Origin of the sequence: Pseudomonas sp. HLG18, from assembly GCF_051903985.1 — a bacterium.
Lineage (GTDB): Bacteria > Pseudomonadota > Gammaproteobacteria > Pseudomonadales > Pseudomonadaceae > Aquipseudomonas > Aquipseudomonas fluorescens_BT.
The window spans coordinates 621,018-645,203 of sequence record NZ_CP195831.1 but is presented as its reverse complement, the minus strand read 5'-3'; the positions used below and the strand labels follow the sequence as shown (position 1 = coordinate 645,203).

Here is a 24,186-nt window from a genome sequence, read left to right as displayed (position 1 = left end):
TGGAAATCCAATGACAACATAAGCACGCTATCGAACAAGATGTAAGTGAATGTATCATCGGCCCTCCCCGGTCGGACGCAAGGTTCGCCGATGGACGACACTTCACCGGCTGCCATCTATTCCGCAACGGAATGACTGATATCGATCCAAGGCTTCTACCGCCGGTCCGGTTCGTCCCTTAGCCTCACCGCATTCCTTTTCGCTGGATCGAGAAACCCTATGACCGCCACAACTCACGCAATGACCCGAGGCATGGTGCTGCTGTTCGCTTTCTGCTGCGGCGCCATCGTTGCCAACATCTACTACGCCCAGCCAATCATCGGCCTGATTGCGCCGGACATCGGCCTGACCGACACCATGGCCAGCTTCATCGTGTCGCTGACCCAGATCGGCTATGCGCTGGGCCTGTTCTTCCTGGTGCCGCTGGCGGACCTGCTGGAAAACCGCCGCCTGATGATCATCACTACCGTGGTGGCGATTGCCAGCCTGCTCGGCGCGGCGTTTACCGATCAGCCCAATGTGTTCCTGCTGATTTCGCTGCTGGTGGGCTTCAGCTCGGTATCGGTGCAGATCCTGATTCCGCTGGCCGCGCATCTGGCGCCCGAGGAATCCCGTGGCCGGGTGGTCGGCGGGATCATGGGCGGTCTGCTGCTGGGGATTCTGCTGGCGCGGCCAGTGTCGAGCGTGGTCGCCGACCATCTCGGCTGGCGGGCGATGTTCATGATCGCGGCGGGGTTGATGGCGGCGATCAGCATCGTGCTGGCCCTGACCGTGCCCAAGCGCCAACCTGATCACAGTGCTTCCTACGGCCAGTTGATCGGCTCGCTGTGGACGCTGCTGCGCCAGCAACCGGTGCTGCGTCAGCGGGCGTTCTACCAGGCCTGCATGTTCGCCACCTTCAGCCTGTTCTGGACCGCCGTGCCGCTGGAACTGGCGCGCAACCATGGCCTGTCCCAGAGTGAAATCGCGATCTTCGCCCTGGTCGGTGCCATCGGTGCCATCGCCGCCCCGATCAGCGGACGCCTGGCCGACGCCGGCCACACCCGCATCGCCTCGCTGCTGGCCATGCTGTTCGCCAGCCTGAGCTTCCTGCCGGCCTTCATCCACCCGGCCTACAGCGTGATCGGCCTGGCCGTGACCGGCGTGGTGCTCGACTTCTGCGTGCAGATGAACATGGTGCTCGGCCAGCGCGCGGTCTACTCCCTCGACGCCAAAAGCCGCGGCCGCCTCAACGCGCTGTACATGACCAGCATCTTTGTCGGTGGCGCCTTCGGCTCGTCGGTGGCCAGTGCGGTGTACGAACATGGCGGCTGGTTGTGGATCGTGATTGTCGGCAGCGCCTTCCCGCTGCTGGCGCTGGTGCGGTTTTTGAGTGTTTCGCAAAAGGCTGCTTTGGCGACTGCCTGAAATCTGAAAAAAGCACTGTCGGATCACTGATCCGACAGTGCCTGATGCTCAATGCCGAACCAGTTTTTCCATGGCGGCATCTGCCAGAAAGGAAGAGCGGCTTTTGACGTTGTGTTCACGCACGTAGCGGTCAATCCGCTGGATGACATAGCCGGGCAACGTCACGTTGACCTTTTCGGTCTTGCCCATGTACGGCGAGATGTCCAGCTCGAGCATGCCCCAGCCCATGTCGGCAAATTCCGGATTGTTGCGATGGGTCGCCGCCGAGGTCGGCATCGGAATCGAATCACCATCCGCCGCGATTTCCTGCAGCATGATGTGGGCAATCTCGACGGCTGCGTTGTAGGCATCCTCAAACGTATCTCCGGCAGTAATCGCGCCGGGAATATCGGGGATCTGAATACCGATGGCGGTGTTCTCGTCACCCCATTCGATGCAGATTGGGTATTGCATTACGGATCTCCTCTGTAACTGGCTGGCGGGTTGTACAACCCGGCACGCCTCCTGATGCTCTTGACCGTCCCGACCGGTAAATCCTTTTTCGGATGAGGGACGGGAATCGTGTATGGGTTGTAACGGTGCGTGAAGATGTGGTGGCTGCCGGTTATCCGGTCCAGCGTCCAGCCTGCCTCCTCCAGCTCCTTGATCAATAGCCTGCTCTGCACCAACCGCCTCCTTGCTTCGGTTTAACAAAAGTAACCCTAGAGTTATCTTTACTCAAGCACAGAAATTCGCAGCACGACGTTCGGTTGTTTTGCAGCATGTGATTGATGCACCCGTCCCGGCGAGCAGGCATTGGCGCTTCTCGCAAAGCAAGCTCAGGCGTTGAGGACAGGATACGAGTGAGGCATTGCTCATCACCCCAGACAGCAAAACGGCGATCCTGAGATCGCCGTTTTTTTACTCCCCGAACTGCTTGCCCAGTCCCGCCGGTACGCCGTGGATGTTGGTGTCCTCCCACGGTCCGTTGGGGCTGATCGAGCGGCTCCAGCCGTTGTTCCAGCGGTAGTAGGTGCGCTGGCGGTAGAAGGTGTTGGTCTGGTCATCCAGCACGTACACGCCCAGTTTCTGATCCCAGTGGCTGTTGCCGCCCGGTGGCGGGGCGAAGCTTGCTGAGGTGCGTGGGGCGGGTTTCGAGGGTTTGGCCGGAATGCCCGGTTTGCCTGGCGTCGGACTGGTCGATGGCGTCGGGCTGGGTTGTGACGGCGGAATCGGCGGCAGCCTTGTGGTTGGCTCCGGTCGTTGCACCGCACATGCGCTCAAGCCCAGGGCCAGTGTGAGGACTGTGATTCGGGCGATGGCGTTCATGGCGGTGCTTTCCTGTTGGTTCCGGCTATTTGTCCGGGCTGTCGATGGTCAGTTTTTGCGGCGCGGTGGTGCTGCTGGCCAGAGGCCCGCTGCGACCGACCCACTCACCGGCGGTCGGTTGACCGGCTCGGGAGATGCGCGCAACCAGTTGGACTTCGGGGAAGTTCGACAGTTTCAATTGCGGCATCATTGCGTCGGCATCACTCAGCTCGACGGTGACCGGCAGGTCCGCGACAGTAAGACGCTTGGCCGCCAACGGCGCTGGAGGGCCGGAAACGGCGCGGGCGAAGATGAACACGCTGTCGCCCGGTTGCACCTTTCCTTTCAGTTCGCTGGCCAGATCGACGCTGACCTTGAGCCGTGCGCTTTTCACGGCCGGTGCCTGAGCCACCTTGCCGCCGCTGGCTTCAAGTTTCTCGGTCGCTCGCGCAATACCGCCCTGCAGAGCTTCGCGGGACTTGTCATTCGCTGGCAGTTGCTCCAGCAGACGATTCCAGTAATCGATGGCTTGCTGATAGCGCTCGCCTTCGAACGCGGCGATCCCCAGCAGGCCGAGGCTGGTGACTTCTTTCGGATCAGCCTTCAGTGCTTCGTCGGTCAGGGCTTGAATCTTGTCCGACCACTTCTTGCCATCGGCGAAGTACTGCGCCTGCGCCCACTGGCCGAGCAGTTCCGGTTGACGGCCGGCCAGGTTGGCGGCGCGTTCGAACATCTTCGCCGCGTCCGCCGGACGATCCTGAGCCATATAGGTACGGCCGAGAAAATACAGGCCTTCGGCTGAATCCGGTTGCGCGGCGACTGCGCGCTCCAGCCGTTGGGTCATCTCTTCCATGGATTGCGGTGCCTGGGCGAACTCGCGGGTCAGTTCGACTTTGTCAGCGGCACCGAAATGCATGTACAAACCAAGGCCCAGCACCGGCACGAGTACGGCTGCCAGCAGCGGCAGCGGTTTGCCCAGTTTCGAAACCCGCGCCGGCGCCGCACCTTCGGTGTCGGCCAGCAACTCACGGGCCGCTTCGGCACGGCCGCTGTCCATTTGCGCAGCGTCGAGCACGCCTTCAGCCTGCTGCGATTGCAGTTCGGCGACGCGCTCCTGATACAGGGCGACGTTGAGGGCGGTTCGATCCTCTTCACGCTGGGCGCGACGTTCACGCAGGACGGGGATCAACAGAAAACTCAGGGCGACCAGAAGCAACAGCCCTGCGGCAAGCCAGAAATCAATCATTCTTGGGTTTTATCCAACAGTTGGTCGAGGCGCTGACGTTCTTCAGGGGACAGCGATTGCGGCGTCTCGGCGCGTTGCCCGCGACGGCGGCGGACGATCACGGCGATGACGACAAAACCGCCGAGCAACAACCCGGCCGGGCCAAACCACAGCAGCGCAGTCTTGGCATTGAGCGCCGGTTTGTAGCGAACGAAATCACCGTAGCGGTCGACCATGAAGTCGATGATCTGCTGATTGTCCTTGCCCTCGCCGAGCATGCGGAAAATCTCTTTGCGCAGGTCGGCGGCAATCGGCGCGTTGGAGTCGGCGATGTCCTGGTTCTGGCACTTGGGGCAGCGCAGTTCCTTGGTCAGTTCGCGGAAACGCTCGCGATCGCCTTCTTTGGCAAACTCGTAGGTGTCGATGGCGGCGTGGGCCACACCGGCCAAACTCAAACCCAGCACCATCGCAGCTAAAAAGCGCTTCATGGCTTGGCCTCGTCGACCAGCGCCTGATACTTGGCCGCCAGTTTTTCGCGCCAGACCTGCTCGTCGATCACACCAACGTACTTGTCGCGAATGATGCCCTTGGCGTCGATGAAGAAGGTTTCCGGCGCGCCGTAGACACCGAGATTCAGACCCAGGGAGCCTTCGTCGTCACGGATGTCCAGTTGATACGGATTGTGGAATTCGGCCAGCCACTTCAACGCATCGGCGTTGGTGTCCTTGTAGTTGATGCCGTAGATCACCACGCCGCGCTCGGCGAGTTTGTTCAGCACCGGGTGCTCGACCCGGCAGGAAATGCACCAGGTGCCCCAGACGTTGACCAGCGCCGGTTTGCCGAGGATGTCGGCCTTGGTCAGGGTCTTTTCGCCCTGCACCGCCGGCAGGGAAAACTCCGGGAACGGTTTGCCGATCATCGCCGACGGCAGTTCCGCCGGATCCAGGTACAGACCGCGATAAAGAAATACCGCCACCAGCAGGAAAATCGCCAGTGGCACCAGCATCAACCAACGTCTCATGCAGCGGCTCCTTCCATGCCCAGCGCTTCACGCACACGGGCTTTGACCTTGACCCGGTAACGCCGGTCCAGCGCCGCCAGTATCCCGCCCAGACCGGTCAGCAGACCGCCGAACCAGATCCAGCGTACAAACGGTTTCACATGCACCCGCACCGCCCAGGCGCCGTCGCCCAGTGGTTCACCCAGCGCGACGTAGAGGTCACGGGTGAAACCGGCGTCGATCCCGGCTTCGGTCATCATCGAACTCTGCACGGTGTACAGGCGTTTTTCCGGGTGCAACACGCTGATTTCGCGGCCATCGCGGATCACCCGGATGGTGCCTTTGTCAGAGGTGAAGTTCGGCCCTTCGAAGTGTTTGGCACCTTCGAACACAAACTGATAACCGGCCAGTTCCATTGACTCGCCCGGCGCCAGACGCAGGTCGCGCTCGGCACTGTTCTGGCTCGACAACACAACGCCCAGCGCACACACGGCGATACCGAGGTGGGCGAGCTGCATGCCCCAGTAGCTGCGGCTCAGGGTCGGCAGACCTTTGATCAGGCCCTTGTGGCGCGTCTTGTCGAAGATGTCGCGCACGCCGGCCAGCAACACCCAGGCGGCAAGCAGGAAGGTCGCGATCACCGCCCAGTTGAAATCGCCGTAGGCGACACCGGCCACCACTGCCAGCGCCACGCTGCCCAGCAGCACCGGGGTCAGCATGCTCACCAGCCATTTCACCGGGGTGTCTTTCCAGCGAACGATCACACCGACCGCCATCACCACCATCAGCAGCGCCATCAACGGAATGAACAACGCGTTGAAATACGGCGGGCCGACCGACAGCTTGGCGCCGCTGATCGCATCGAGAATCAGCGGATACAACGTGCCCAGCAGGATCATCGACGCGGCCACCACCAGCACCAGGTTGTTGCCCAGCAGCAGGGTTTCCCGCGACCACAGGTTGAAGCCGACCTGGCTCTTGACCACCGGGGCGCGCAAGGCAAACAGCGTCAGCGAACCGCCGACCACGAACAGCAGGAAGATCAGGATGAACACACCGCGCTCAGGATCCGAGGCAAACGCATGCACCGACGTCAGCACGCCGGAACGTACGAGGAAGGTACCGAGCAGGCTCAGGGAGAAGGCGGCAATCGCCAGCAACACCGTCCAGCTCTTGAACACGCCACGTTTCTCGGTGACCGCCAGCGAGTGGATCAGCGCCGTACCCACCAGCCACGGCATGAAGGAGGCGTTTTCCACCGGGTCCCAGAACCACCAGCCGCCCCAGCCGAGTTCGTAGTAGGCCCACCACGAACCGAGGGTGATGCCGATGCCGAGGAAGGCCCACGCGACGATGGTCCACGGACGCGACCAGCGTGCCCACGCCGCATCGAGGCGACCGCCGAGCAATGCGGCGATGGCGAACGCAAACGCCACCGAGAAACCGACATAGCCCATGTACAGCATCGGCGGATGCACGATCAGACCGATGTCCTGCAGCAGCGGATTGAGGTCACGTCCGTCGGCCGGGATCTGCGGCAGGATCCGCGAAAACGGGTTAGAAGTCAGGATCAGGAACAGCAGGAAACCGGTGCTGATCATGCCCATCACCGCCAGCACGCGGGCGAGCATCACTTGCGGCAGTTGCCGGGAGAACACCGATACGGCGAACGTCCAGCCACCCAGGATCAACGCCCACAGCAGCAGCGACCCTTCGTGGGCGCCCCACACGGCGCTGAACTTGTAGTACCACGGCAGCGCGCTGTTGGAGTTCATCGCGACGTAAGCCACGGAGAAGTCGTCGGTCATGAACGCGTAGGTCAAGACGCCAAAGGCAAACAGCAGGAACGCGAACTGTCCCCACGCCGCTGGCTGGGCAAGGCCCATCCACAGACGGTCGCCGCGCCAGGCACCGAGCAACGGCACCACCGCCTGCACCAGCGCGAAACACAGCGCCAGAATCATCGCCAGATGGCCAAGCTCGGGAATAAAAATCGTTGAAGTCATCGATCAACCCTCCTTCGCTGGGGTTGGCGCGGATTGACCGCTGTCCTTCAGGGCCTTGGTCACTTCCGGCGGCATGTATTTCTCATCGTGCTTGGCCAGCACTTCATCGGCCACTACGACGCCGTCGGCGTTGAGCTTGCCGAGAGCAACAATGCCCTGCCCTTCGCGGAACAGGTCCGGCAGGATTCCACGGTAGGTGATGGTCACGGACTTGTTGAAGTCAGTGACCACAAATTTCACGTCCAGGGAATCCGGTGAGCGTTGCAGCGAACCTTTCTCGACCATGCCGCCGGCGCGGATGCGCGTGTCCTGCGGCGCTTCGCCGTTGGCGATCTGGGTCGGGGTGTAAAACAGGTTGATGTTCTGCTGCAGGGCGCTCAGGGCCAGGCCGACGGCAGCGCCGACCCCGACCAGAATTGCCAGAATGATGATCAGACGCTTTTTGCGCAGCGGATTCACTTGCCGTTCTCCCGGCGCAGACGACGCGCCTCTTGTTGCAGATAACGCTTGCGGGCCGCGATTGGCGCCGCCACGTTGAGGATCAGTACCGCCAGACAGATGCCGTAGGCCGACCAGACATACAGGCCGTGATGGCCCATGGCGAGGAAATCGCCGAATGACGCGAAACTCATCGAGCGGCCTCCAGGCTGTTCTGCACTTCTTCTTTCACCCAACTGGCGCGGGCTTCGCGCTTGAGCACTTCAAGGCGCATGCGCAGCAACAGCACGGCGCTGAAGAAACAGTAGAAACCCAACACCGTCAGCAGCAGCGGCAGCCACATTTCGGCAGGCATCGCCGGTTTTTCGGTGAGGGTGAAAGTCGCGCCCTGGTGCAGGGTGTTCCACCACTCCACCGAGTATTTGATGATCGGGATGTTGATCACGCCGACGATGGCCAGCACCGCGCAGGCCTTGGCGGCACTGTCGCGGTTGCTGATGGCGTTGCCCAGGGCGATCACGCCGAAATACAGGAACAGCAGAATCAGCATCGAGGTCAGCCGCGCGTCCCAAACCCACCACGAACCCCAGGTCGGCTTGCCCCAGATCGCCCCGGTGACCAGCGCCACGGCGGTCATCCACGCACCGATCGGAGCAGCGCATTGCAGGGCGACGTCGGCCAGTTTCATCTTCCACACCAGCCCGACCACACCGCACACCGCCAGCATCACGTAGATCGACTGAGCGAGCATCGCGGCGGGAACGTGGATGTAGATGATGCGAAAGCTGTTGCCTTGCTGATAGTCCGGCGGCGCGAAGGCCAGGCCCCAGACGACGCCGACAGCGATCAGCAGCAACGCTGCGATGCTCAGCCACGGCAGGAACTTGCTGCTGATGCCGTAGAACCACTTGGGCGAGCCGAGCTTGTGAAACCAGGTCCAGTTCATACTGTTTCCATCACGGGTGCCGCTCATCGGTGCGAGCAGTCTCAGGGTCTTTGCTGGTTAAATTTTAACCAGACCTCATTATTCGCCGACGCTGATCTTCAGGCCAGCCGCTATTGCAAAGGGTGTCAGGGTTATTGCCAGGGCGGTCAGGCTGCCAAGCCACAACAGATAACCCGTCGCCGGCATGCCCTGCAACGCCGCCTGCAAGGCGCCACTGCCGAGGATCAACACCGGGATGTACAACGGCAGAATCAACAGCGCCAGCAACAGGCCACCGCGTTTCAGACCGACCGTCAGCGCCGCGCCTACCGCGCCGAGCAAGCTCAGCACCGGTGTACCCAGCAGCAACGAAAGCAGCAATACCGGCAGACACGCAGCCGGCAACCCGAGCATCAACGCCAGTAACGGCGAGAGCAAAACCAGTGCCAGCCCGGAGAAAAGCCAGTGTGCCAGCACCTTGGCCAACACCAGAAGTGGCAGGGGGTGCGGCGAAAGGACCCACTGTTCAAGGGATCCGTCTTCGAAATCACTGCGGAAAAGCCCGTCCAGCGAGAGCAGGACCGACAAAAGCGCCGCCACCCAGACTAACCCCGGGGACAAGTTTTGCAATACTTGAGTTTCCGGTCCGACGGCCAGCGGGAACAGCGCGATGACGATGGCGAAGAAAATCAGCGGATTGGCCAGCTCCGCCGGGCGGCGGAACAGCAGTCGGGACTCACGGGCAACCAACAGGCCGAACACACTCATACTGCCCAGTTCCCCAGATCGATGTCGCGATAACCGGCCGGCATCCGGCTCAGCGTGTGGTGAGTGGTCAGCACCACCAGGCCGCCCTGCTCGCAGTGTCTGGCCAGATGCTCTTCGAGCTGCGCCACGCCCTGTTTGTCGAGCGCGGTGAAGGGTTCATCGAGGATCCACAGCGGCGGACTGTCCAGATACAAGCGCGCCAGCGCCACGCGGCGCTGCTGACCGGCGGACAGGCTGTGACAGGGAACATCCTCGAATCCGCGCAATCCAACTGCCGCCAGCGCCTGCCAGATCGCCTCGCGTCCGGCGGGTTGATGCAGGGCGCAGAGCCAGGCGAGGTTTTCTTCCGGGGTGAGCAGGTCCTTGATCCCGGCAGCATGGCCGATCCACAGCAGATTGCGCGCCAGTTCGCTGCGTTGTTCGGCCAGGGGTTGACCGTTGAGCAGCACCTGACCTTCGGTCGGTTGCATCAGGCCGGACAGCAAACGCAGCAAGCTGGTCTTGCCGCTGCCGTTGGGACCGCTGATCTGCACCATATCGCCACTGGCCAGTCTCAATTCGAGATTCTCGAAGAGCAGTCTGAGATCACGCTCACAGGCGAGGCCGACGGTTTGCAGGACAGGGCTGGTCAAGGGTTCACGGGCCTTATACGGTTCAAGTCGGCTCTGGGGCGGCCGTTAAAGAGTTGCAGCATAAATGCAATGACGGCTCAATCCAGAGAGCTGCGTCAAACAATTGCTATGTTTTTTTGAACGAACGGAAGGACGGGCGGCATTATACATGGCGTCCCCTGCTCTCCCGAGTGCATTTTCCTCAGGTTGTGTCCGCGTATGACAGGCGAAATGAACATCCTCCCGCTCCCGCCCACCGCCCCGGCGACGGCTCGCCCGCAGGTGGGCGAGCTGCTGAAGTTGCTGACGCCGGTCGACGGGCTGATTGCCGCCGGCCAGAGCGCCAAGGCCGAGGTGTTGTCGCTGAAGCCGGCGGACCAGGCCTTTCAGGTGCTGCTCAAGGTCACCCTCGACGGCGGCCGTCAGACTACCGTGCAAGCGACAAGTACCCTGCCGTTGCCACAAGGCACCAACCTCGCCGTCACTCAGCCGTCGGCAGGCAATCTGGCGATCACCGTGCAACAGGCCATCGCCACGGCTGTCGCTACCCTCACCCGCATCGATACCGCGCAATTGCCGGTCGGCACGCTGCTGCAAGGCAAGGTGCTGACGAATCAGGCCTTGGCGCAGGTACCGGGGCAGCCGACGGTGTTCCGTTCGACGGTCAGCCTGCTCAACACGGTGTTGAGCGGTAGCACCCTGAGCATCGACAGCCCTCAGCCATTACGCATCGGCACTCTGTTGTCGGCGCTGGTGCAGGATTCGCAGACCCTGAAATTCCTGCCGCTGAGCAATCGCCAGGAACAACTGGCGGTCAGTCAGCAACTGGTCAGCCAGCAAAGCCGTCAGGGTTCGTTGGATGGCTTGCTTAAAATGCTCCAGAGCCTGCCACCCACCGACGACCAGACCTCCAGTGATCTGCGTGCCGCAGTGGACCGGCTGCTGGCCAACCTGCCGGACGTCGGGCAACTGACCACCCCCAAAGGCCTGGCTCAGGCACTGCTCAACAGCGGCGCCTTTCTCGAAGCCAAACTGCTGGCCGGGCAAAACCCGGCGCTGGCCCCGGACATGAAAGCCGATCTGCTCAAGCTGATCGCCCAGCTCACCCCCGGCCTGCCCGGCAATACCAATCTGAATGCGATCATCGCCGCCAACACCCTGGCCCAGGCGCTGCCAAGCTTCGTGCGCAACGCCCTCGGCATGCTCGGTCAGGTCAGTGCGAAGCCGGTGCCGAGCAGCTTCCCGCTGCCCGACCGGCTGCTGCAAAGTCTGGAAGGTGAAGGCGATCTGGAACATTTGCTGCGCCTGGCCGCCGCCGCTGTCTCGCGCCTGCAAAGTCATCAGCTGTCGAGTCTGGAACAGACCGGCGTGACCGACGACGGGCGGCTGCTCAGCACCTGGCAACTGGAAATCCCGATGCGCAACCTGCAGGACATCGTACCGTTGCAGGTCAAGTTCCAGCGCGAAGAAGCGCCGCAGAAACAGGACGCCAACGAACAGCGCCGCGATGAGCGGGAACCGAAGCAGCAACTGTGGCGCGTCGACCTGGCGTTCGACATGGAACCGCTGGGGCCGATGCAGATTCAGGCACAACTGATCAGTGGCAGCCTCTCAAGCCAGTTGTGGGCCGAGCGGCCATATACCGCCAGCCTGATCGAAAGCAACCTGAGCACGCTGCGTCAGCGTCTGCTGGATTCGGGACTGAACGTCGGCGACCTTGACTGTCACCTCGGCACACCGCCGCAAGGCATCCAAACCCGTCTCGAACATCGCTGGGTCGACGAAACCGCATGAACGATTCCACCGCTCCACGCCAGGCCATCGCCCTCAAGTACGACGGCAGCCACGCCCCGACCCTCACCGCCAAGGGCGACGACGAGCTGGCCGAAGAAATCCTGCGTATTGCTCGCGACTGTGAAGTGCCGATCTACGAAAACGCCGAGCTGGTGAAGTTGCTGGCTCGAATGGAACTGGGCGACAGCATCCCGCAAGAGCTGTACCTGACGATTGCCGAGATCATCGCGTTTGCCTGGAACCTCAAGGGCAAGTTCCCGGCGGGACAGGACCCGGATGCACCGATGGTCGAGAAAGACGTCACCGAGCGCGGCGACGATTACTGAGGTTTTGAAGGCCCCTTCGCGAGCAAGCCCGCTCCCACATTCGACCGCGATCCTATTGAAGGAATGCAGTCGAATGCGGGAGCGGGCTTGCTAGCGAATAGGCCATTAGCCTCAACGCAATAATCAGTTCTTGTGCAGCTTGCGCATCAACTCCGCCTCAGCCTGGGTCAACCCGCAGGACTGAGTCAGCTCATCGACACTCGCGCCCATCCCGACCAGTTTCGCCGCCTGGGCGAACGACAGGCTCGACGGATCGCGCTGTTCGAGTTGGGAAAGCTTGTCCGGAATCGGCCCGACGACCGCGCGCAGCTCGTGCAGGGCTTCACCCATGCGCACGTTGCCGTTCTGGTAATCGTCGACACGCTTGGCCAGGTCCTTGATGCGCTGATCACGCAGCGCATCGCCCTGAGCCTGTTGCGCAGCGATGACCCGCTGCGCCTTGATGTACGCCAGAAACATTGCCAGCGTGCCTGCCCAGAACAGGAACAGGACAATGACCGCTACCTCGAGAATCAATCAGATGTTCTCCAGTTCCGACCACTCTTCTTCGCTCATCATCTTGTCCAGCTCGACCAGGATGAGCAACTCGTTGTTCTTGTTGCACACGCCCTGGATGAACTTGGCCGACTCTTCGTTACCGACGTTCGGTGCGGTCTCGATTTCCGACTGACGCAGGTAAACCACTTCAGCCACGCTGTCGACCATGATGCCAACAACCTGCTTGTCGGCTTCGATGATGACGATACGGGTGTTGTCGCTGATCTCGCCGCTCATCAGGCCGAAGCGCTGACGGGTATCGATCACCGTCACCACGTTACCGCGCAGGTTGATGATGCCCAGCACGTAGCTCGGTGCACCCGGAACCGGAGCGATTTCGGTGTAGCGCAGGACTTCCTGAACGCGCATCACATTGATGCCGTAGGTTTCATTGTCCAGCTTGAAGGTCACCCATTGCAGGATCGGATCTTCGGAACCCTTTGCCGCCGTAGCCTTGTCGTTCATACCCTAGCCCCTCGAAAAACCGCGCCTGGCGGTGTGTGTTCTGTGCGCCGCCATGCGTATGCCGGTGCTGTCTGTTATGTAAGTGTCATGTCGGTTTGTGGTTCGGCTTACTGCCGGACATGTGCTTTGCCCCACCGCTGGCGATCAACTCGGCCAGAGCGGACACATCGAGCAAGGCGCACATGTGTTCAATCACCGTGCCCGCGAGCCATGGCCGCTGACCCCGGTGACTTCTCCATTTGATTTCATTCGGATCCAGACGCAACGAGCGGCTGACCTGATGCACCGCCAGCCCCCACTCGTAACCTTGTACCGAAATCACGTATTGCAGGCCCTGACGGAAGTCATCGCGATAGCGATCCGGCATGACCCAGCGTGCGGTATCCAGCACCTTGAGGTTCCCGGCCTGGCTTGGCAGGATGCCAAGGAACCACTCCGGCTGGCCGAACAGCGGCGTCAGCTCATGGCCGGCCAGCGAATAGATCGAACCCAGGCACACCAGTGGCACGGCCAGGGTCAGCCCGGCGACGTCAAACAGCAGGCATTCGAAAGCTTCCGAAGCCCAGGCCGGACGGCCGTCGGTTTCCACCGGTGGTGGCGTGTTGCTCGGCGGCAGATGCACTTCGACCAGCGGCGCAACCAGGGTCGGTTCGACCGGGGCTGGCGCAGGTGCTTCAGGCTCGGGCTCGGGCGCCGCCGGAACCGGAGGCGTTTGCAGAAGTCGGGTTTGCAGCAGCGGTGCCAGAGTCGAGACCACGCGCACCGGCTCAGGCTCTTTGATCAGTGTCGCAGGCGCTTTGGCTACCACCGCGGCAGGCGCTGCAACCGGGGCGACCGGCCGGGCAGCTTTTTGCGCATCCCGGGCCTGCTCTTCAAGCACGGCAGCCTGGAATTCATCGAGCGCCGCGGCGGTCTCGACCACCTCGACCGGCGCTTCGGTTTCCTGCGGGATCTCTTCCGTCACATCCTCCAGCAAGCTGTCCAGATAGGACTGCAAGGCCAGTTGCGGACGCGAAGTCAGTTTGATCGGCCGATTCATGCTCAAGCCACCTGCGGAACGAGTTGTTGCGCCAGCAGATGCTTGAGCAGCGCGCGGTAGGCCAGCACGCCACGGCTCTTGCCGTCGAACTGCGAAGGGGTGACACCGGCACGACTGGCGTCACGCAGACGGGTATCGACCGGGATATAGCCCTGCCAGATCTCGTCGGGGAATTTGTCGCGCAGCACGCGCAAGGTGCCCATCGACGCCTGGGTGCGGCGATCGAACAGGGTCGGCACGATGCTGAACGGCAGCGCCTGTTTGCGCGAACGGTTGATCATCGCCAGGGTGTTGACCATGCGCTCCAGGCCTTTGACGGCCAGGTGTTCGGTCTGCACCGGGATCACCAGTTGCTGACTGGCGGCCAGGGCGTTGACCATCAGCACGCCGAGCAACGGCGGGCTGTCGATGATCGCGTAATCGAAGTCCTGCCACAGCTGCGCCAGACTCTTGGCGATCACCAGGCCCAAACCACTCTGCCCTGGCGACTGACGCTCGAGGGTGGCCAGCGCGGTACTCGAAGGCAACAGGGAAATGCGCTCGTCGCTGGTCGACAGCAGCAACTGGCCAGGCAGGCCTTGCGGCACACTGCCTTTGTGCAGAAACAGGTCGTAGTTGCTGTGTTCCAGGCTGTCGGGGTCGTAACCGAAATAGCTGGTCATCGAGCCGTGCGGGTCGAGATCGACCACGACCACGCGTTTGCCCGCCTCTGCCAGCAAACCGGCTAAAGCGATGGAAGAAGTGGTTTTACCAACACCACCCTTTTGATTGGCGACTGCCCAGACTCTCATTCGGATTGTTCCTCCCGGCCGAGATGCTCGGCCGAGACATGGCTCAGCGTATTAATGCGGGCGACGGAGAATTGACGGCACTCTCGCGTCCCGGCGTCTTGACCGGGGTCGGTGCAGTTTGTGTGCCAGCACGCTTCAACGCGGCGTCCGGTGTTGCATTGGCGGTCCCGGTGCCCGTCAGGCTGCGGCGCACATCAAGATTGCGCGACACCACCAGTACCACGCGACGGTTCTTCGCCCGGCCTTCGGCGGTGGCGTTGTTCGCCACCGGCTGGAATTCGCCGTAACCCACCGAAGCCATGCGGCCAGGGTTGACGCCTTGCATGGCCAGCATGCGCACGATGCTCGCCGAGCGCGCTGACGACAGCTCCCAGTTGGTCGGGTACTGCGCGGTGCGGATCGGCTGGTCGTCGGTGAAGCCTTCGACGTGGATCGGGTTGTCGAACGGTTTGAGGATCGCTGCAACCTTGTCGATGATGTTGAACGCGATATCGCTCGGCATCGCATCGCCACTGCCGAACAACAGGCTGGAGTTGAGTTCGATCTCGACCCACAGCTCGTTGCCGCGCACGGTCATCTGGTTGCTCGCGATCAGGTCGCCGAACGCAGCGCTGATATCGTCGGCGATGCTTTTCAACGGATCGCTGGCCCCCGCGATACCGGCATCGACCTGCTCGCTGTCCTTGACCAGCGGCTTGGCCGGGGTCATGGTCTTGGGGCGTTCTTCACCGATCGGGATCGGCTTGAGCGAGCGGTCGGAGTCGGTGAATACCCCGATCAGTGCTTCGGAGATGACCTTGTACTTGCCTTCGTTGATCGACGAGATGGAGTACATCACCACGAAAAAGGCAAAGAGCAAGGTGATGAAGTCGGCATAGGAAACCAGCCAACGTTCATGGTTTACGTGCTCTTCATGCTGGCGACGACGTGCCATGAGGTTAGTCCCTTAATCCATGAAGCCCTGGAGCTTCAACTCGATGGAGCGTGGGTTTTCACCTTCAGCGATCGACAAAATACCTTCCAGCAACATTTCGCGATAACGCGACTGCCGCAACGCGATTGACTTGAGCTTGGCGGCGACCGGCAACAGGATCAGGTTGGCGCTGGCCACACCGTAGATCGTGGCGACGAATGCCACAGCGATGCCGTTGCCCAGTTGTGACGGATCGGCCAGGTTGCCCATCACGTGGATAAGGCCCATCACCGCACCGATGATACCGATGGTCGGCGCGTAGCCCCCCATGCTTTCAAAGACCTTGGCGGCCTCGATATCACGGGCTTCCTGGGTGTAGAAATCCACTTCGAGGATGCTGCGGATCGCTTCCGGCTCGGCGCCATCGACCAGCAGTTGCAGGCCTTTGCGCGAGTAGGCATCAGGCTCGGCATCCGCCACGCCTTCCAGGCCGAGCAGGCCTTCCTTGCGCGCCGTGAGGCTCCAGTTGACCACCCGATCGATGCCGCCGGCCAGATCCACACGCGGCGGGAAAAAGATCCAGGCCAGAATCTGCATGGCACGCTTGAACGCGCTCATCGGCGATTGCAGCAAGGCGGCACCGATGGTCCCGCCGAGCACGATCAGCGCTGCCGGGCCGTTGGCCAGTGCGCCCAGGTGACCGCCTTCAAGGAAATTGCCGCCGATGATCGCGACAAACGCCATGATGATCCCGATAAGGCTCAGAACATCCATCAGATACACGCCTCGACGATGTGCTTGCCGATATCGTCCAGACCGTATACCGCATCCGCGAGGTCAGCTTTGACGATCGCCATCGGCATGCCGTAGATCACGCAACTGGCTTCATCCTGAGCCCAGACGGTGCTGCCGCCCTGCTTGAGCAGACGGGCGCCTTCGCGACCGTCGGCGCCCATGCCGGTCAGCACGACCGCCAGAACTTTGTCGCTGTAGGATTTCGCTGCGGAACCGAAAGTGATGTCCACGCAAGGCTTGTAGTTCAGACGCTCGTCGCCCGGCAGGATTTTCACCGCGCCACGGCCGTCGATCATCATCTGCTTGCCACCCGGAGCCAGCAGCGCCAGGCCCGGACGCAGGATGTCGCCATCCTCGGCTTCCTTGACGCTGATGCGGCACAGCTTGTCCAGACGCTCGGCAAAGGCCTTGGTGAAGGCTGCCGGCATGTGCTGGATCAACACGATCGGTGCCGGGAAGTTGGCCGGCAACTGGGTCAGAACCCGCTGCAGTGCGACCGGGCCGCCGGTCGATGTACCAATCGCCACGAGCTTGTAGTTTTTGCGTTTCGGGGCTGGCGACGAAGCGCTGGCCGCTGGCGCGCGAGTCGGTGCAAGCGCAGGTGCCGGACGGGCCGGTGCGCTGCTGTGACTGCTGAAGCTCGACGGCGCGGGAGCCGCCGGTGCGGGCGTCGGTGCAGCGGCAGGCGTCGGCGCACTGTAGGCACTGAAACGACGGTTGCTGCGTGAGATGCTGTGAACCTTCTCGCACAGCAGTTGCTTGACCTTCTCCGGATTGCGGGAGATGTCTTCGAAATTCTTCGGCAGGAAATCCACCGCGCCGGCGTCCAGCGCATCCAGGGTGACCCGGGCGCCTTCGTGCGTCAGCGAGGAGAACATCAACACCGGCGTCGGGCAGCGCTGCATGATGTGCCGCACGGCCGTGATGCCATCCATCATCGGCATCTCGTAGTCCATGGTGATCACGTCCGGCTTGAGGGCCAGGGCCTGATCGATCGCCTCTTTACCGTTGGTTGCCGTACCGACAACCTGGATGCTCGGATCCGCTGAAAGAATTTCCGAGACGCGGCGGCGGAAAAAACCCGAATCGTCCACCACCAGGACTTTGACTGCCATAAACACTCCATTAGGTGCGGCGGGACGTCGTCGCCCCGCCGCCCCGGATTCAAATACGCCGTGCGGCGTAACGCTTGAGCATGCTTGGAACATCGAGAATCAGCGCAATGCGGCCGTCACCGGTGATGGTGGCGCCGGACATGCCCGGGGTTCCCTGCAGCATTTTGCCCAATGGCTTGATGACCACTTCTTCCTGACCGACCAGTTGATCGACGACGAAGCCGATCCGCTGGGTGCCCACCGAAAGGATCACCACATGGCCTTCGCGCTGCTCTTCGTGAGCTGCGGAGCTGACCAGCCAGCGCTTGAGGTAGAACAATGGCAGCGCCTTGTCCCGCACGATCACCACTTCCTGGCCGTCCACGACGTTGGTGGTCGACAGGTCGAGGTGGAAGATTTCGTTGACGTTCACCAGCGGGAACGCGAACGCCTGGTTGCCGAGCATCACCATCAGGGTCGGCATGATCGCCAGCGTCAGCGGTACCTTGATGACGATTTTCGAGCCCGCGCCCTTGGTCGAGTAGATGTTGATCGAACCGTTGAGCTGGGAAATCTTGGTCTTCACCACGTCCATGCCCACACCGCGGCCAGACACGTCGGAGATCTCGGTCTTGGTCGAGAAGCCCGGGGCGAAGATCAGGTTGTAGCACTCGGTGTCGCTCAGGCGATCGGCGGCATCCTTGTCCATCACGCCGCGTTTCACGGCGATGGCGCGCAGGACATTCGGGTCCATGCCTTTGCCGTCGTCGGAGATCGACAGCAGGATGTGGTCGCCTTCCTGTTCAGCGGCCAGGATCACCTTGCCGCCACGGGCCTTGCCCGAGGCTTCGCGTTCTTCCGGCGACTCGATGCCGTGGTCGACCGCGTTGCGCACCAAGTGGACCAGCGGGTCAGCCAGTGCCTCGACGAGGTTCTTGTCGAGGTCGGTCTCTTCGCCCACCAGTTCCAGGTTGATCTCTTTCTTGAGCTGACGCGCGAGGTCGCGAACCAGACGCGGGAAGCGGCCGAAGACTTTCTTGATCGGCTGCATCCGGGTCTTCATGACAGCGGTCTGCAAGTCGGCAGTGACCACGTCGAGGTTCGACACGGCCTTCTGCATCGACTCGTCGCCGCTGTTCAGGCCCAGGCGCACCAGACGGTTACGCACCAGCACCAGCTCGCCGACCATGTTCATGATTTCGTCGAGACGAGCGGTGTCCACGCGAACGGTGGTCTCGGCTTCGCTCGCCGGTTTTTCCGGTGGCGGTGTCGCCGGAGCACGGGCCGGAGCCGGTGCAGCAGCGGCAGCCGGTTTGGCCGGTTCGGCTTTCGGCTCAGGCGCTTTTGCGGCAGGTTTCGCCGCAGCGGCCGGGGTCTTGGCGGCAGGCGCTGCAACAGCCGAAGCATTGCCGGCTGTCACGACGGCACCGGTGGCGACGTCAGTGAACTTGCCTTTGCCATGCAGATCGTCGAGCAGCGATTCGAACTCGTGGTCAGTGATCAGATCGCTACCGGCCGCCGCCGCTGCCGGAGCAGCATTCGCATTCGCAGGAACGGAAGCAATCGCCGACTCCAGCGCATCGACAGCAAAATTGCCCTTGCCGTGCAACTGATCGAGCAAGGCTTCGAATTCGTCGTCGGTGATGTCCGAGCTGTCGCCCGCCGCCGGAGCAGCAGGTGCAGCAGCGGCCGGAGCCACGGCGTCGGCCGCGAACTGGCCTTTGCCATGCAACTGGTCGAGCAGCGACTCGAACTCGGCGTCGGTGATTTCATCGCTGGCCGCTTCATCGGAAGCAGGCGCAGCGGTAGCCGCCGGGGCTTCGGCTTCGGCCTTGACGGCGTTCAGCGAGTCCAGCAACTGTTCAAATTCGTTATCGGTGATGTCGCTGGAGTCCCCGGCCTCGTTCTCAACGACCAGTTCTTCGATCATCTCGGCAACGGGCGAAGCCGGGGCTTCATCCGCCGATTGCGGTTCGGCCAGGCGCGCCAGGGCGGCCAGCAGTTGCGGGGTGGCGGCGGTGATCGGACTGCGATCGCGGACTTCGCTGAACATGCTGTTCACCGCGTCCAGCGCTTCGAGCACCACGTCCATCAGTTCTGCATCGACGCGTCGCTCACCCTTGCGCAGGATGTCGAACACGTTTTCGGCGATGTGACAGCACTCCACCAGCTCGTTGAGCTGAAGGAAGCCGGCGCCCCCTTTTACAGTGTGGAAACCGCGAAAAATTGCGTTGAGCAGATCTGCGTCATCCGGGCGGCTTTCCAGCTCGACCAGTTGTTCGGACAGTTGCTCAAGAATCTCGCCGGCCTCAACCAGGAAATCCTGAAGGATCTCTTCATCGGCGCCGAAGCTCATTAATGGGGTGCTCCTACAGGTCTAAAAACCTAAACTCAAAATCCAAGGCTGGATAGCAAATCGTCCACATCGTCCTGACCGGACACAACGTCTTCTCGTTTATCGGCATGAATCTGCGGACCTTCACCCTGCGAGAGATGTTTTTGTGGATCTTTTTCAGCAAGCATCGCCGCACGGTCATGTTCGATGCCCGCAAAGCGGTCCACCTGGCTGGCCATGAGCACGAGCTTGAGCAGGTTGCTTTCGACTTCGGTGACCAACTGGGTCACGCGCTTGATCACTTGACCTGTGAGGTCCTGGTAATCCTGGGCCAGCAGAATGTCGTTGAGGTTGCTCGACACCGCGCGATTGTCCGCGCTGCTGCGTGACAGAAAACCGTCGACCCGGCGCGCCAGTTCGCGGAACTCTTCAGCCCCGACCTCACGACGCATGAAGCGGCCCCAGTCAGCACTCAACGCCTGGGCTTCGTCAGCCAGACCATTGACCACAGGGGTCGCGCTTTCCACCAGATCCATGGTGCGGTTGGCCGCGGCTTCGGTCAGCTTGACCACATAGCCCAGACGCTCGGTCGCATCAGTGATCTGCGACACTTCCTCGGCCTGCGGCATGTGCGGATCGATCTGGAAGTTGACGATCGCACTGTGCAGTTCACGCGTGAGCTTGCCCACTTCCTGGTACAGGCCACGGTCACGGGTCTGATTGAGCTCATGGATCAGTTGCACAGCGTCGCCGAACCTGCCCTTTTCAAGGCTTTCGACCAGTTCGACCGCGTGTTTTTTCAGGGTCGACTCAAAGTCGCCCTGTGAAGATTCTTTATGCTCCATAGCTCCCCCGCGCGTCATCAGCCGATGCGTTCGAAAATCTTCTCGATTTTTTCTTTCAGCGCCTGAGCCGTGAAAGGTTTGACCACGTAGCCGTTAACGCCGGCCTGGGCCGCTTCGATGATCTGCTCGCGCTTGGCTTCAGCGGTCACCATCAGCACTGGCAGGTGCTTGAGTTTTTCGTCGGCGCGCACGTGACGCAGCAGGTCGATACCGGTCATGCCGGGCATGTTCCAGTCGGTCACCAGAAAGTCGATGCTGCCGCTGTTGAGCACCGGAATGGCGGTGGTGCCATCGTCGGCTTCAACGGTGTTGGTGAACCCGAGGTCACGCAACAGGTTCTTGATGATCCGCCGCATCGTTGAGAAGTCATCAACGATGAGGATTTTCATGTCTTTGTTCAATTCGACCTCCAAGCAGTCTTAAACGCGCCCAGCACCTGGACGCGCCATTTCAATCAATCCGGCAAAGCACTCGACGACTGTCTGGAGCACAACAGAGCAAGACCGGTGCCGTTCACCACCGCACCAGCCTCGTTCGCAGTGTCCCCACACTGCCTTCAGCGCGCTCGCCACTCTCCCAAACGCCCCCGCAAACGGGCCGCGCACTGGCTGTGTAACTGGCTGACCCGCGATTCACTGACGCCAAGGACTTCACCGATTTCCTTGAGGTTCAGTTCTTCGTCGTAGTACAGCGCCAACACCAGTCGCTCACGCTCCGGCAAATTGGCAATCGCGTCCGCCAGCGCCGCCTGGAAGCGCTCGTCTTCCAGGTCACGCGACGGCTCAAGATGAGCACTGGCGCCATCCTCGTGCAGCCCTTCATGTTCGCCGTCCTGCAACAGGTCGTCGAAACTGAACAGTCGGCTGCCCAGGGTGTCATTCAAAATCCCGTAGTAATCGTCGAGACTCAATTGGAGTTCGGCCGCAACCTCGTGATCTTTAGCGTCACGTCCGGTTTTAGCTTCAATCGAGCGAATCGCATCGCTGACCATTCGGGTGTTGCGGTGAACCGAGCGCGGCGCCCAGTCCCCCTTGCGCACTTCATCGAGCATCGCGCCACGGATCCGGATGCCCGCGTACGTTTCGAAACTGGCGCCCTTGCTGGCGTCGTATTTGGTCGAGACTTCGAGCAGGCCGATCATCCCGGCCTGAATCAGGTCCTCGACCTGCACACTGGCCGGCAATCGCGCCAGCAAGTGGTAGGCAATGCGTTTGACCAGCGGCGCGTAACGCTCGATCAGCTCGTACTGCGCGTCACGCGCCGACTTCTTGTAAAGATTCATACCGCTGGCGGTCATAGCACAGGTCCTGCCGTTTGCTGCACGAGGCGCTCGACGAAAAATTCGAGGTGGCCGCGCGGGTTGGCGGGCAGCGGCCAGGTATCGACCTTTTGCGCGATCGCCTTGAATGCCAGTGCGCACTTGGAACGCGGGAAGGCTTCATAGACCGCACGCTGCTTCTGCACCGCCTTGCGCACGCTCTCGTCGTAAGGCACCGCACCGACGTATTGTAAGGCGACGTCGAGGAAGCGATCCGTGACCTTGGTCAACTTGGCGAACAGATTGCGACCTTCCTGCGGGCTCTGGGCCATGTTGGCCAGGACGCGGAAGCGGTTCATGCCGTAATCGCGGTTGAGCAGCTTGATCAGCGCGTAGGCGTCGGTGATCGAGGTCGGCTCGTCGCAGACCACCAGCAACACTTCCTGGGCTGCGCGAACAAAACTGACTACCGAGTCACCAATACCCGCAGCGGTGTCGATCACCAGCACGTCGAGATTGTCGCCGATGTCGCTGAACGCCTGAATCAGACCGGCATGCTGGGCCGGGCTCAGGTGAACCATGCTCTGGGTGCCGGACGCGGCCGGCACGATGCGGATCCCGCCGGGGCCTTGCAACAGCACGTCGCGCAGCTCGCAGCGGCCCTCGATCACATCGGCCAGGGTACGTTTGGGGGTGAGGCCCAGCAGAACGTCGACGTTCGCCAGCCCCAGGTCGGCGTCCAGCAGCATGACCCGACGGCCAAGCTCTGCCAGCGCCAGGGACAAGTTCACTGACACGTTAGTCTTGCCGACGCCACCTTTGCCGCCGGTCACCGCGATCACCTGTACGGGATGCATGCTGCCCATGTTATTTCTTTACCTTGTCTTGCATAGACGGAGGCCACATTACTGGCTGCGCGTTCACAACCGGAACAATGCATGGCAGACCATCGATGTAGGTACAAAAACGGTTCATTACCTCAGCCAACCTGCTTGGTCGGACTGTGGTAGATATCAGCGAACATGTCAGCCATGGCTTCTTCGCTGGGTTCTTCCTGCATTTGCACGCTGACGGCGCGGCTGACCAATTGATGACGGCGCGGCAGATGCAGATCATCCGGAATCCGCGGGCCGTCGGTCAGGTAGGCGACCGGCAGTTCATGACTGATCGCCAGGCTCAGCACTTCGCCAAGGCTGGCCGTCTCATCCAGTTTAGTCAGGATGCACCCGGCCAGCCCGCAACGCTTGTAACTGTGATAAGCGGCGGTTAGAACCTGTTTCTGGCTGGTGGTTGCCAGCACCAGATAATTTTTCGACCGAATGCCACGACCGGCCAGGCTTTCCAGCTGCATGCGCAGGGCCGGATCGCTGGCTTGCAGGCCGGCGGTATCGATCAGCACCACGCGCTTGCGCAGCAGTGGATCCAGCGCCTGCACCAGGGACTGGCCCGGATCGACGTGGGTCACCGACACATTGAGGATCCGGCCCAGGGTTTTCAACTGTTCCTGAGCACCAATGCGGAAACTGTCCATGCTCACCAGCGCGATGTTCTGCGCGCCGTACTTGAGCACGTAGCGGGCAGCGAGTTTGGCCAGAGTAGTGGTCTTGCCCATGCCGGCCGGGCCGACCATGGCAATGATCCCGCCCTCTTCCAGCGGCTCGACTTCCGGTACGGCAATCATTCGTGCCAGATGCGCCAGCAGCATGCGCCAGGCCTGACGAGGTTCGTCGATCTCGGTGATCATCGACAGCAGATCACGGGACAACGGGCCCGACAGACCGATGCGCTGCAGACGACGATACAGATTCGCCTGAGCCGGGCGGCTGCCTTGCAGCTGATTCCAGGCCAGGGTGCCGAGCTGTACTTCCATCAGCTCGCGCAGGCTGTTGAGTTCGAAACGCATCGAATCCAGCGCACGCGGATCGACACCAGCGGCCGCCGGCGCAGGTGCCGGGGCTGGACGGGCCGGAGCGGCATACGTCGGTTCTGTCAGAGGCTCGGCTGCGGTCAGCGGCAGGCCGGCGGTCAATGGCAGTCCGGCGAACAGCTGGCGATTGGTGTTGCCGTCGGCTTCGCCACGCAGGCTCAGTTCGGCCTGGGCGGTGACGATACGCGACTGGGTCTTGCGCAGCTCGTCCTCGAGTTCCATGTTCGGAACACGCGGGGCCAGCGCCGACAGTTTGTAATCCAGCGCCGCCGTCAGCTCGACACCGCCGGCAATGCGGCGGTTGCCAATGATGGCGGCATCAGCGCCCAGCTCATCACGAACCAGCTTCATGGCCTGACGCATATCGGCGGCGAAAAAACGCTTAACTTGCATAAACCAC

28 protein-coding genes are annotated in these 24,186 nt (G+C 61.7%); 3 read left to right on the top strand and 25 right to left on the bottom strand.

Going from position 1 to position 24,186, the window contains the following annotated elements; all coding sequences use genetic code 11:
- The first annotated feature begins 219 nt into the window (after positions 1–219).
- Positions 220–1,407, top strand: a complete 1,188-nt coding sequence (locus ACSPX5_RS03065; RefSeq protein WP_169429432.1) for an MFS transporter — start codon at positions 220–222, stop codon at positions 1,405–1,407.
- 48 nt (positions 1,408–1,455) lie between these two features.
- Here ACSPX5_RS03065 and ACSPX5_RS03060 read toward each other — a convergent pair whose 3' ends face one another.
- The 12 genes from ACSPX5_RS03060 to ccmA form a co-directional block, all read right to left on the bottom strand.
- Positions 1,456–1,860, bottom strand: a complete 405-nt coding sequence (locus ACSPX5_RS03060; protein ID WP_011333093.1) for a type II toxin-antitoxin system HicB family antitoxin — start codon at positions 1,858–1,860, stop codon at positions 1,456–1,458.
- A complete protein-coding gene (locus ACSPX5_RS03055) occupies positions 1,860–2,072 on the bottom strand; it encodes a type II toxin-antitoxin system HicA family toxin (RefSeq protein ID WP_085611511.1) in 213 nt (70 codons plus the stop codon). Before ACSPX5_RS03055 ends, ACSPX5_RS03060 begins: the two co-directional genes overlap by 1 nt.
- A 235-nt stretch (positions 2,073–2,307) precedes the next feature.
- On the bottom strand, positions 2,308–2,715 hold the full coding sequence (locus tag ACSPX5_RS03050; RefSeq protein WP_169429430.1) for a hypothetical protein: 408 nt from the start codon (positions 2,713–2,715) through the stop codon (positions 2,308–2,310).
- 25 nt (positions 2,716–2,740) lie between these two features.
- Complete coding sequence (ccmI, locus tag ACSPX5_RS03045) at positions 2,741–3,940, bottom strand: c-type cytochrome biogenesis protein CcmI (protein ID WP_439820933.1); 1,200 nt, start codon at positions 3,938–3,940, stop codon at positions 2,741–2,743.
- Entirely contained in the window at positions 3,937–4,407 is a 471-nt protein-coding gene (locus ACSPX5_RS03040) for a cytochrome c-type biogenesis protein (protein WP_169429428.1), read from the bottom strand. Before ACSPX5_RS03040 ends, ccmI begins: the two co-directional genes overlap by 4 nt.
- A complete protein-coding gene (locus ACSPX5_RS03035) occupies positions 4,404–4,940 on the bottom strand; it encodes a DsbE family thiol:disulfide interchange protein (RefSeq protein ID WP_248737940.1) in 537 nt (178 codons plus the stop codon). The genes ACSPX5_RS03040 and ACSPX5_RS03035 overlap by 4 nt, the downstream gene beginning before the upstream one ends.
- Positions 4,937–6,925: a heme lyase CcmF/NrfE family subunit gene (locus ACSPX5_RS03030; RefSeq protein WP_439820932.1), complete on the bottom strand. Its 1,989-nt coding sequence runs from the start codon at positions 6,923–6,925 to the stop codon at positions 4,937–4,939. The genes ACSPX5_RS03035 and ACSPX5_RS03030 overlap by 4 nt, the downstream gene beginning before the upstream one ends.
- A gap of 3 nt (positions 6,926–6,928) precedes the next feature.
- Positions 6,929–7,384 (bottom strand): cytochrome c maturation protein CcmE, encoded by a 456-nt coding sequence (gene ccmE, locus ACSPX5_RS03025; protein WP_085699419.1) that lies wholly within the window; start codon positions 7,382–7,384, stop codon positions 6,929–6,931.
- Positions 7,381–7,557 (bottom strand): heme exporter protein CcmD, encoded by a 177-nt coding sequence (gene ccmD, locus ACSPX5_RS03020; protein WP_011333085.1) that lies wholly within the window; start codon positions 7,555–7,557, stop codon positions 7,381–7,383. Before ccmD ends, ccmE begins: the two co-directional genes overlap by 4 nt.
- On the bottom strand, positions 7,554–8,309 hold the full coding sequence (locus tag ACSPX5_RS03015) for a heme ABC transporter permease (protein ID WP_439820931.1): 756 nt from the start codon (positions 8,307–8,309) through the stop codon (positions 7,554–7,556). Before ACSPX5_RS03015 ends, ccmD begins: the two co-directional genes overlap by 4 nt.
- Positions 8,310–8,387: 78 nt before the next feature.
- Positions 8,388–9,056, bottom strand: coding sequence for a heme exporter protein CcmB (gene ccmB / locus ACSPX5_RS03010; protein WP_085710502.1), 669 nt, complete (start codon positions 9,054–9,056; stop codon positions 8,388–8,390).
- Positions 9,053–9,688 (bottom strand): cytochrome c biogenesis heme-transporting ATPase CcmA, encoded by a 636-nt coding sequence (gene ccmA / locus ACSPX5_RS03005; protein ID WP_169429426.1) that lies wholly within the window; start codon positions 9,686–9,688, stop codon positions 9,053–9,055. Before ccmA ends, ccmB begins: the two co-directional genes overlap by 4 nt.
- Positions 9,689–9,886: 198 nt before the next feature.
- Here ccmA and fliK point away from each other — a divergent pair, with 198 nt between their 5' ends.
- Positions 9,887–11,461: a flagellar hook-length control protein FliK gene (fliK, locus tag ACSPX5_RS03000; RefSeq protein WP_439820930.1), complete on the top strand. Its 1,575-nt coding sequence runs from the start codon at positions 9,887–9,889 to the stop codon at positions 11,459–11,461.
- Entirely contained in the window at positions 11,458–11,787 is a 330-nt protein-coding gene (locus ACSPX5_RS02995) for an EscU/YscU/HrcU family type III secretion system export apparatus switch protein (protein ID WP_323161758.1), read from the top strand. The genes fliK and ACSPX5_RS02995 overlap by 4 nt, the downstream gene beginning before the upstream one ends.
- Positions 11,788–11,910: 123 nt before the next feature.
- Here the strand turns inward: ACSPX5_RS02995 and ACSPX5_RS02990 are convergent, their stop codons facing one another.
- The 13 genes from ACSPX5_RS02990 to flhF all read right to left on the bottom strand — a co-directional run bounded on the left by ACSPX5_RS02990 (position 11,911) and on the right by flhF (position 24,179).
- Positions 11,911–12,303: a DUF2802 domain-containing protein gene (locus ACSPX5_RS02990; RefSeq protein WP_169429423.1), complete on the bottom strand. Its 393-nt coding sequence runs from the start codon at positions 12,301–12,303 to the stop codon at positions 11,911–11,913.
- A complete protein-coding gene (locus ACSPX5_RS02985; protein WP_007959223.1) occupies positions 12,304–12,789 on the bottom strand; it encodes a chemotaxis protein CheW in 486 nt (161 codons plus the stop codon).
- 85 nt (positions 12,790–12,874) lie between these two features.
- A complete protein-coding gene (locus tag ACSPX5_RS02980) occupies positions 12,875–13,828 on the bottom strand; it encodes a CheW domain-containing protein (protein ID WP_169429422.1) in 954 nt (317 codons plus the stop codon).
- 2 nt (positions 13,829–13,830) lie between these two features.
- Positions 13,831–14,619 (bottom strand): ParA family protein, encoded by a 789-nt coding sequence (locus ACSPX5_RS02975; RefSeq protein WP_007959220.1) that lies wholly within the window; start codon positions 14,617–14,619, stop codon positions 13,831–13,833.
- A 43-nt stretch (positions 14,620–14,662) separates the two neighbouring features.
- Positions 14,663–15,553: a flagellar motor protein MotD gene (gene motD, locus ACSPX5_RS02970; protein ID WP_439820929.1), complete on the bottom strand. Its 891-nt coding sequence runs from the start codon at positions 15,551–15,553 to the stop codon at positions 14,663–14,665.
- A gap of 12 nt (positions 15,554–15,565) precedes the next feature.
- On the bottom strand, positions 15,566–16,306 hold the full coding sequence (locus ACSPX5_RS02965) for a flagellar motor protein (protein WP_169429421.1): 741 nt from the start codon (positions 16,304–16,306) through the stop codon (positions 15,566–15,568).
- The gene (locus tag ACSPX5_RS02960) at positions 16,306–17,442 is read right to left on the bottom strand and encodes a protein-glutamate methylesterase/protein-glutamine glutaminase (protein WP_439820928.1); all 1,137 of its coding nucleotides are present in this window, start codon (positions 17,440–17,442) and stop codon (positions 16,306–16,308) included. The genes ACSPX5_RS02965 and ACSPX5_RS02960 overlap by 1 nt, the downstream gene beginning before the upstream one ends.
- Before the next feature lie 49 nt (positions 17,443–17,491).
- Positions 17,492–19,777, bottom strand: coding sequence for a chemotaxis protein CheA (locus tag ACSPX5_RS02955; RefSeq protein ID WP_439820927.1), 2,286 nt, complete (start codon positions 19,775–19,777; stop codon positions 17,492–17,494).
- 35 nt (positions 19,778–19,812) lie between these two features.
- Positions 19,813–20,601, bottom strand: a complete 789-nt coding sequence (locus ACSPX5_RS02950; protein WP_085710486.1) for a protein phosphatase CheZ — start codon at positions 20,599–20,601, stop codon at positions 19,813–19,815.
- Positions 20,602–20,618: 17 nt separating this feature from the next.
- Positions 20,619–20,990 (bottom strand): chemotaxis response regulator CheY, encoded by a 372-nt coding sequence (locus tag ACSPX5_RS02945; RefSeq protein ID WP_003183998.1) that lies wholly within the window; start codon positions 20,988–20,990, stop codon positions 20,619–20,621.
- Between the two features lie 167 nt (positions 20,991–21,157).
- The gene (gene fliA / locus ACSPX5_RS02940; RefSeq protein WP_007951959.1) at positions 21,158–21,898 is read right to left on the bottom strand and encodes an RNA polymerase sigma factor FliA; all 741 of its coding nucleotides are present in this window, start codon (positions 21,896–21,898) and stop codon (positions 21,158–21,160) included.
- Positions 21,895–22,725 carry a flagellar synthesis regulator FleN gene (gene fleN, locus ACSPX5_RS02935; protein ID WP_003222917.1) on the bottom strand — a complete coding sequence of 277 codons (831 nt, stop codon included), beginning with the start codon at positions 22,723–22,725 and terminating at the stop codon, positions 21,895–21,897. The genes fliA and fleN overlap by 4 nt, the downstream gene beginning before the upstream one ends.
- A gap of 113 nt (positions 22,726–22,838) precedes the next feature.
- The gene (flhF, locus tag ACSPX5_RS02930) at positions 22,839–24,179 is read right to left on the bottom strand and encodes a flagellar biosynthesis protein FlhF (RefSeq protein WP_207866296.1); all 1,341 of its coding nucleotides are present in this window, start codon (positions 24,177–24,179) and stop codon (positions 22,839–22,841) included.
- Between the last annotated feature and the right edge of the window lie 7 nt (positions 24,180–24,186).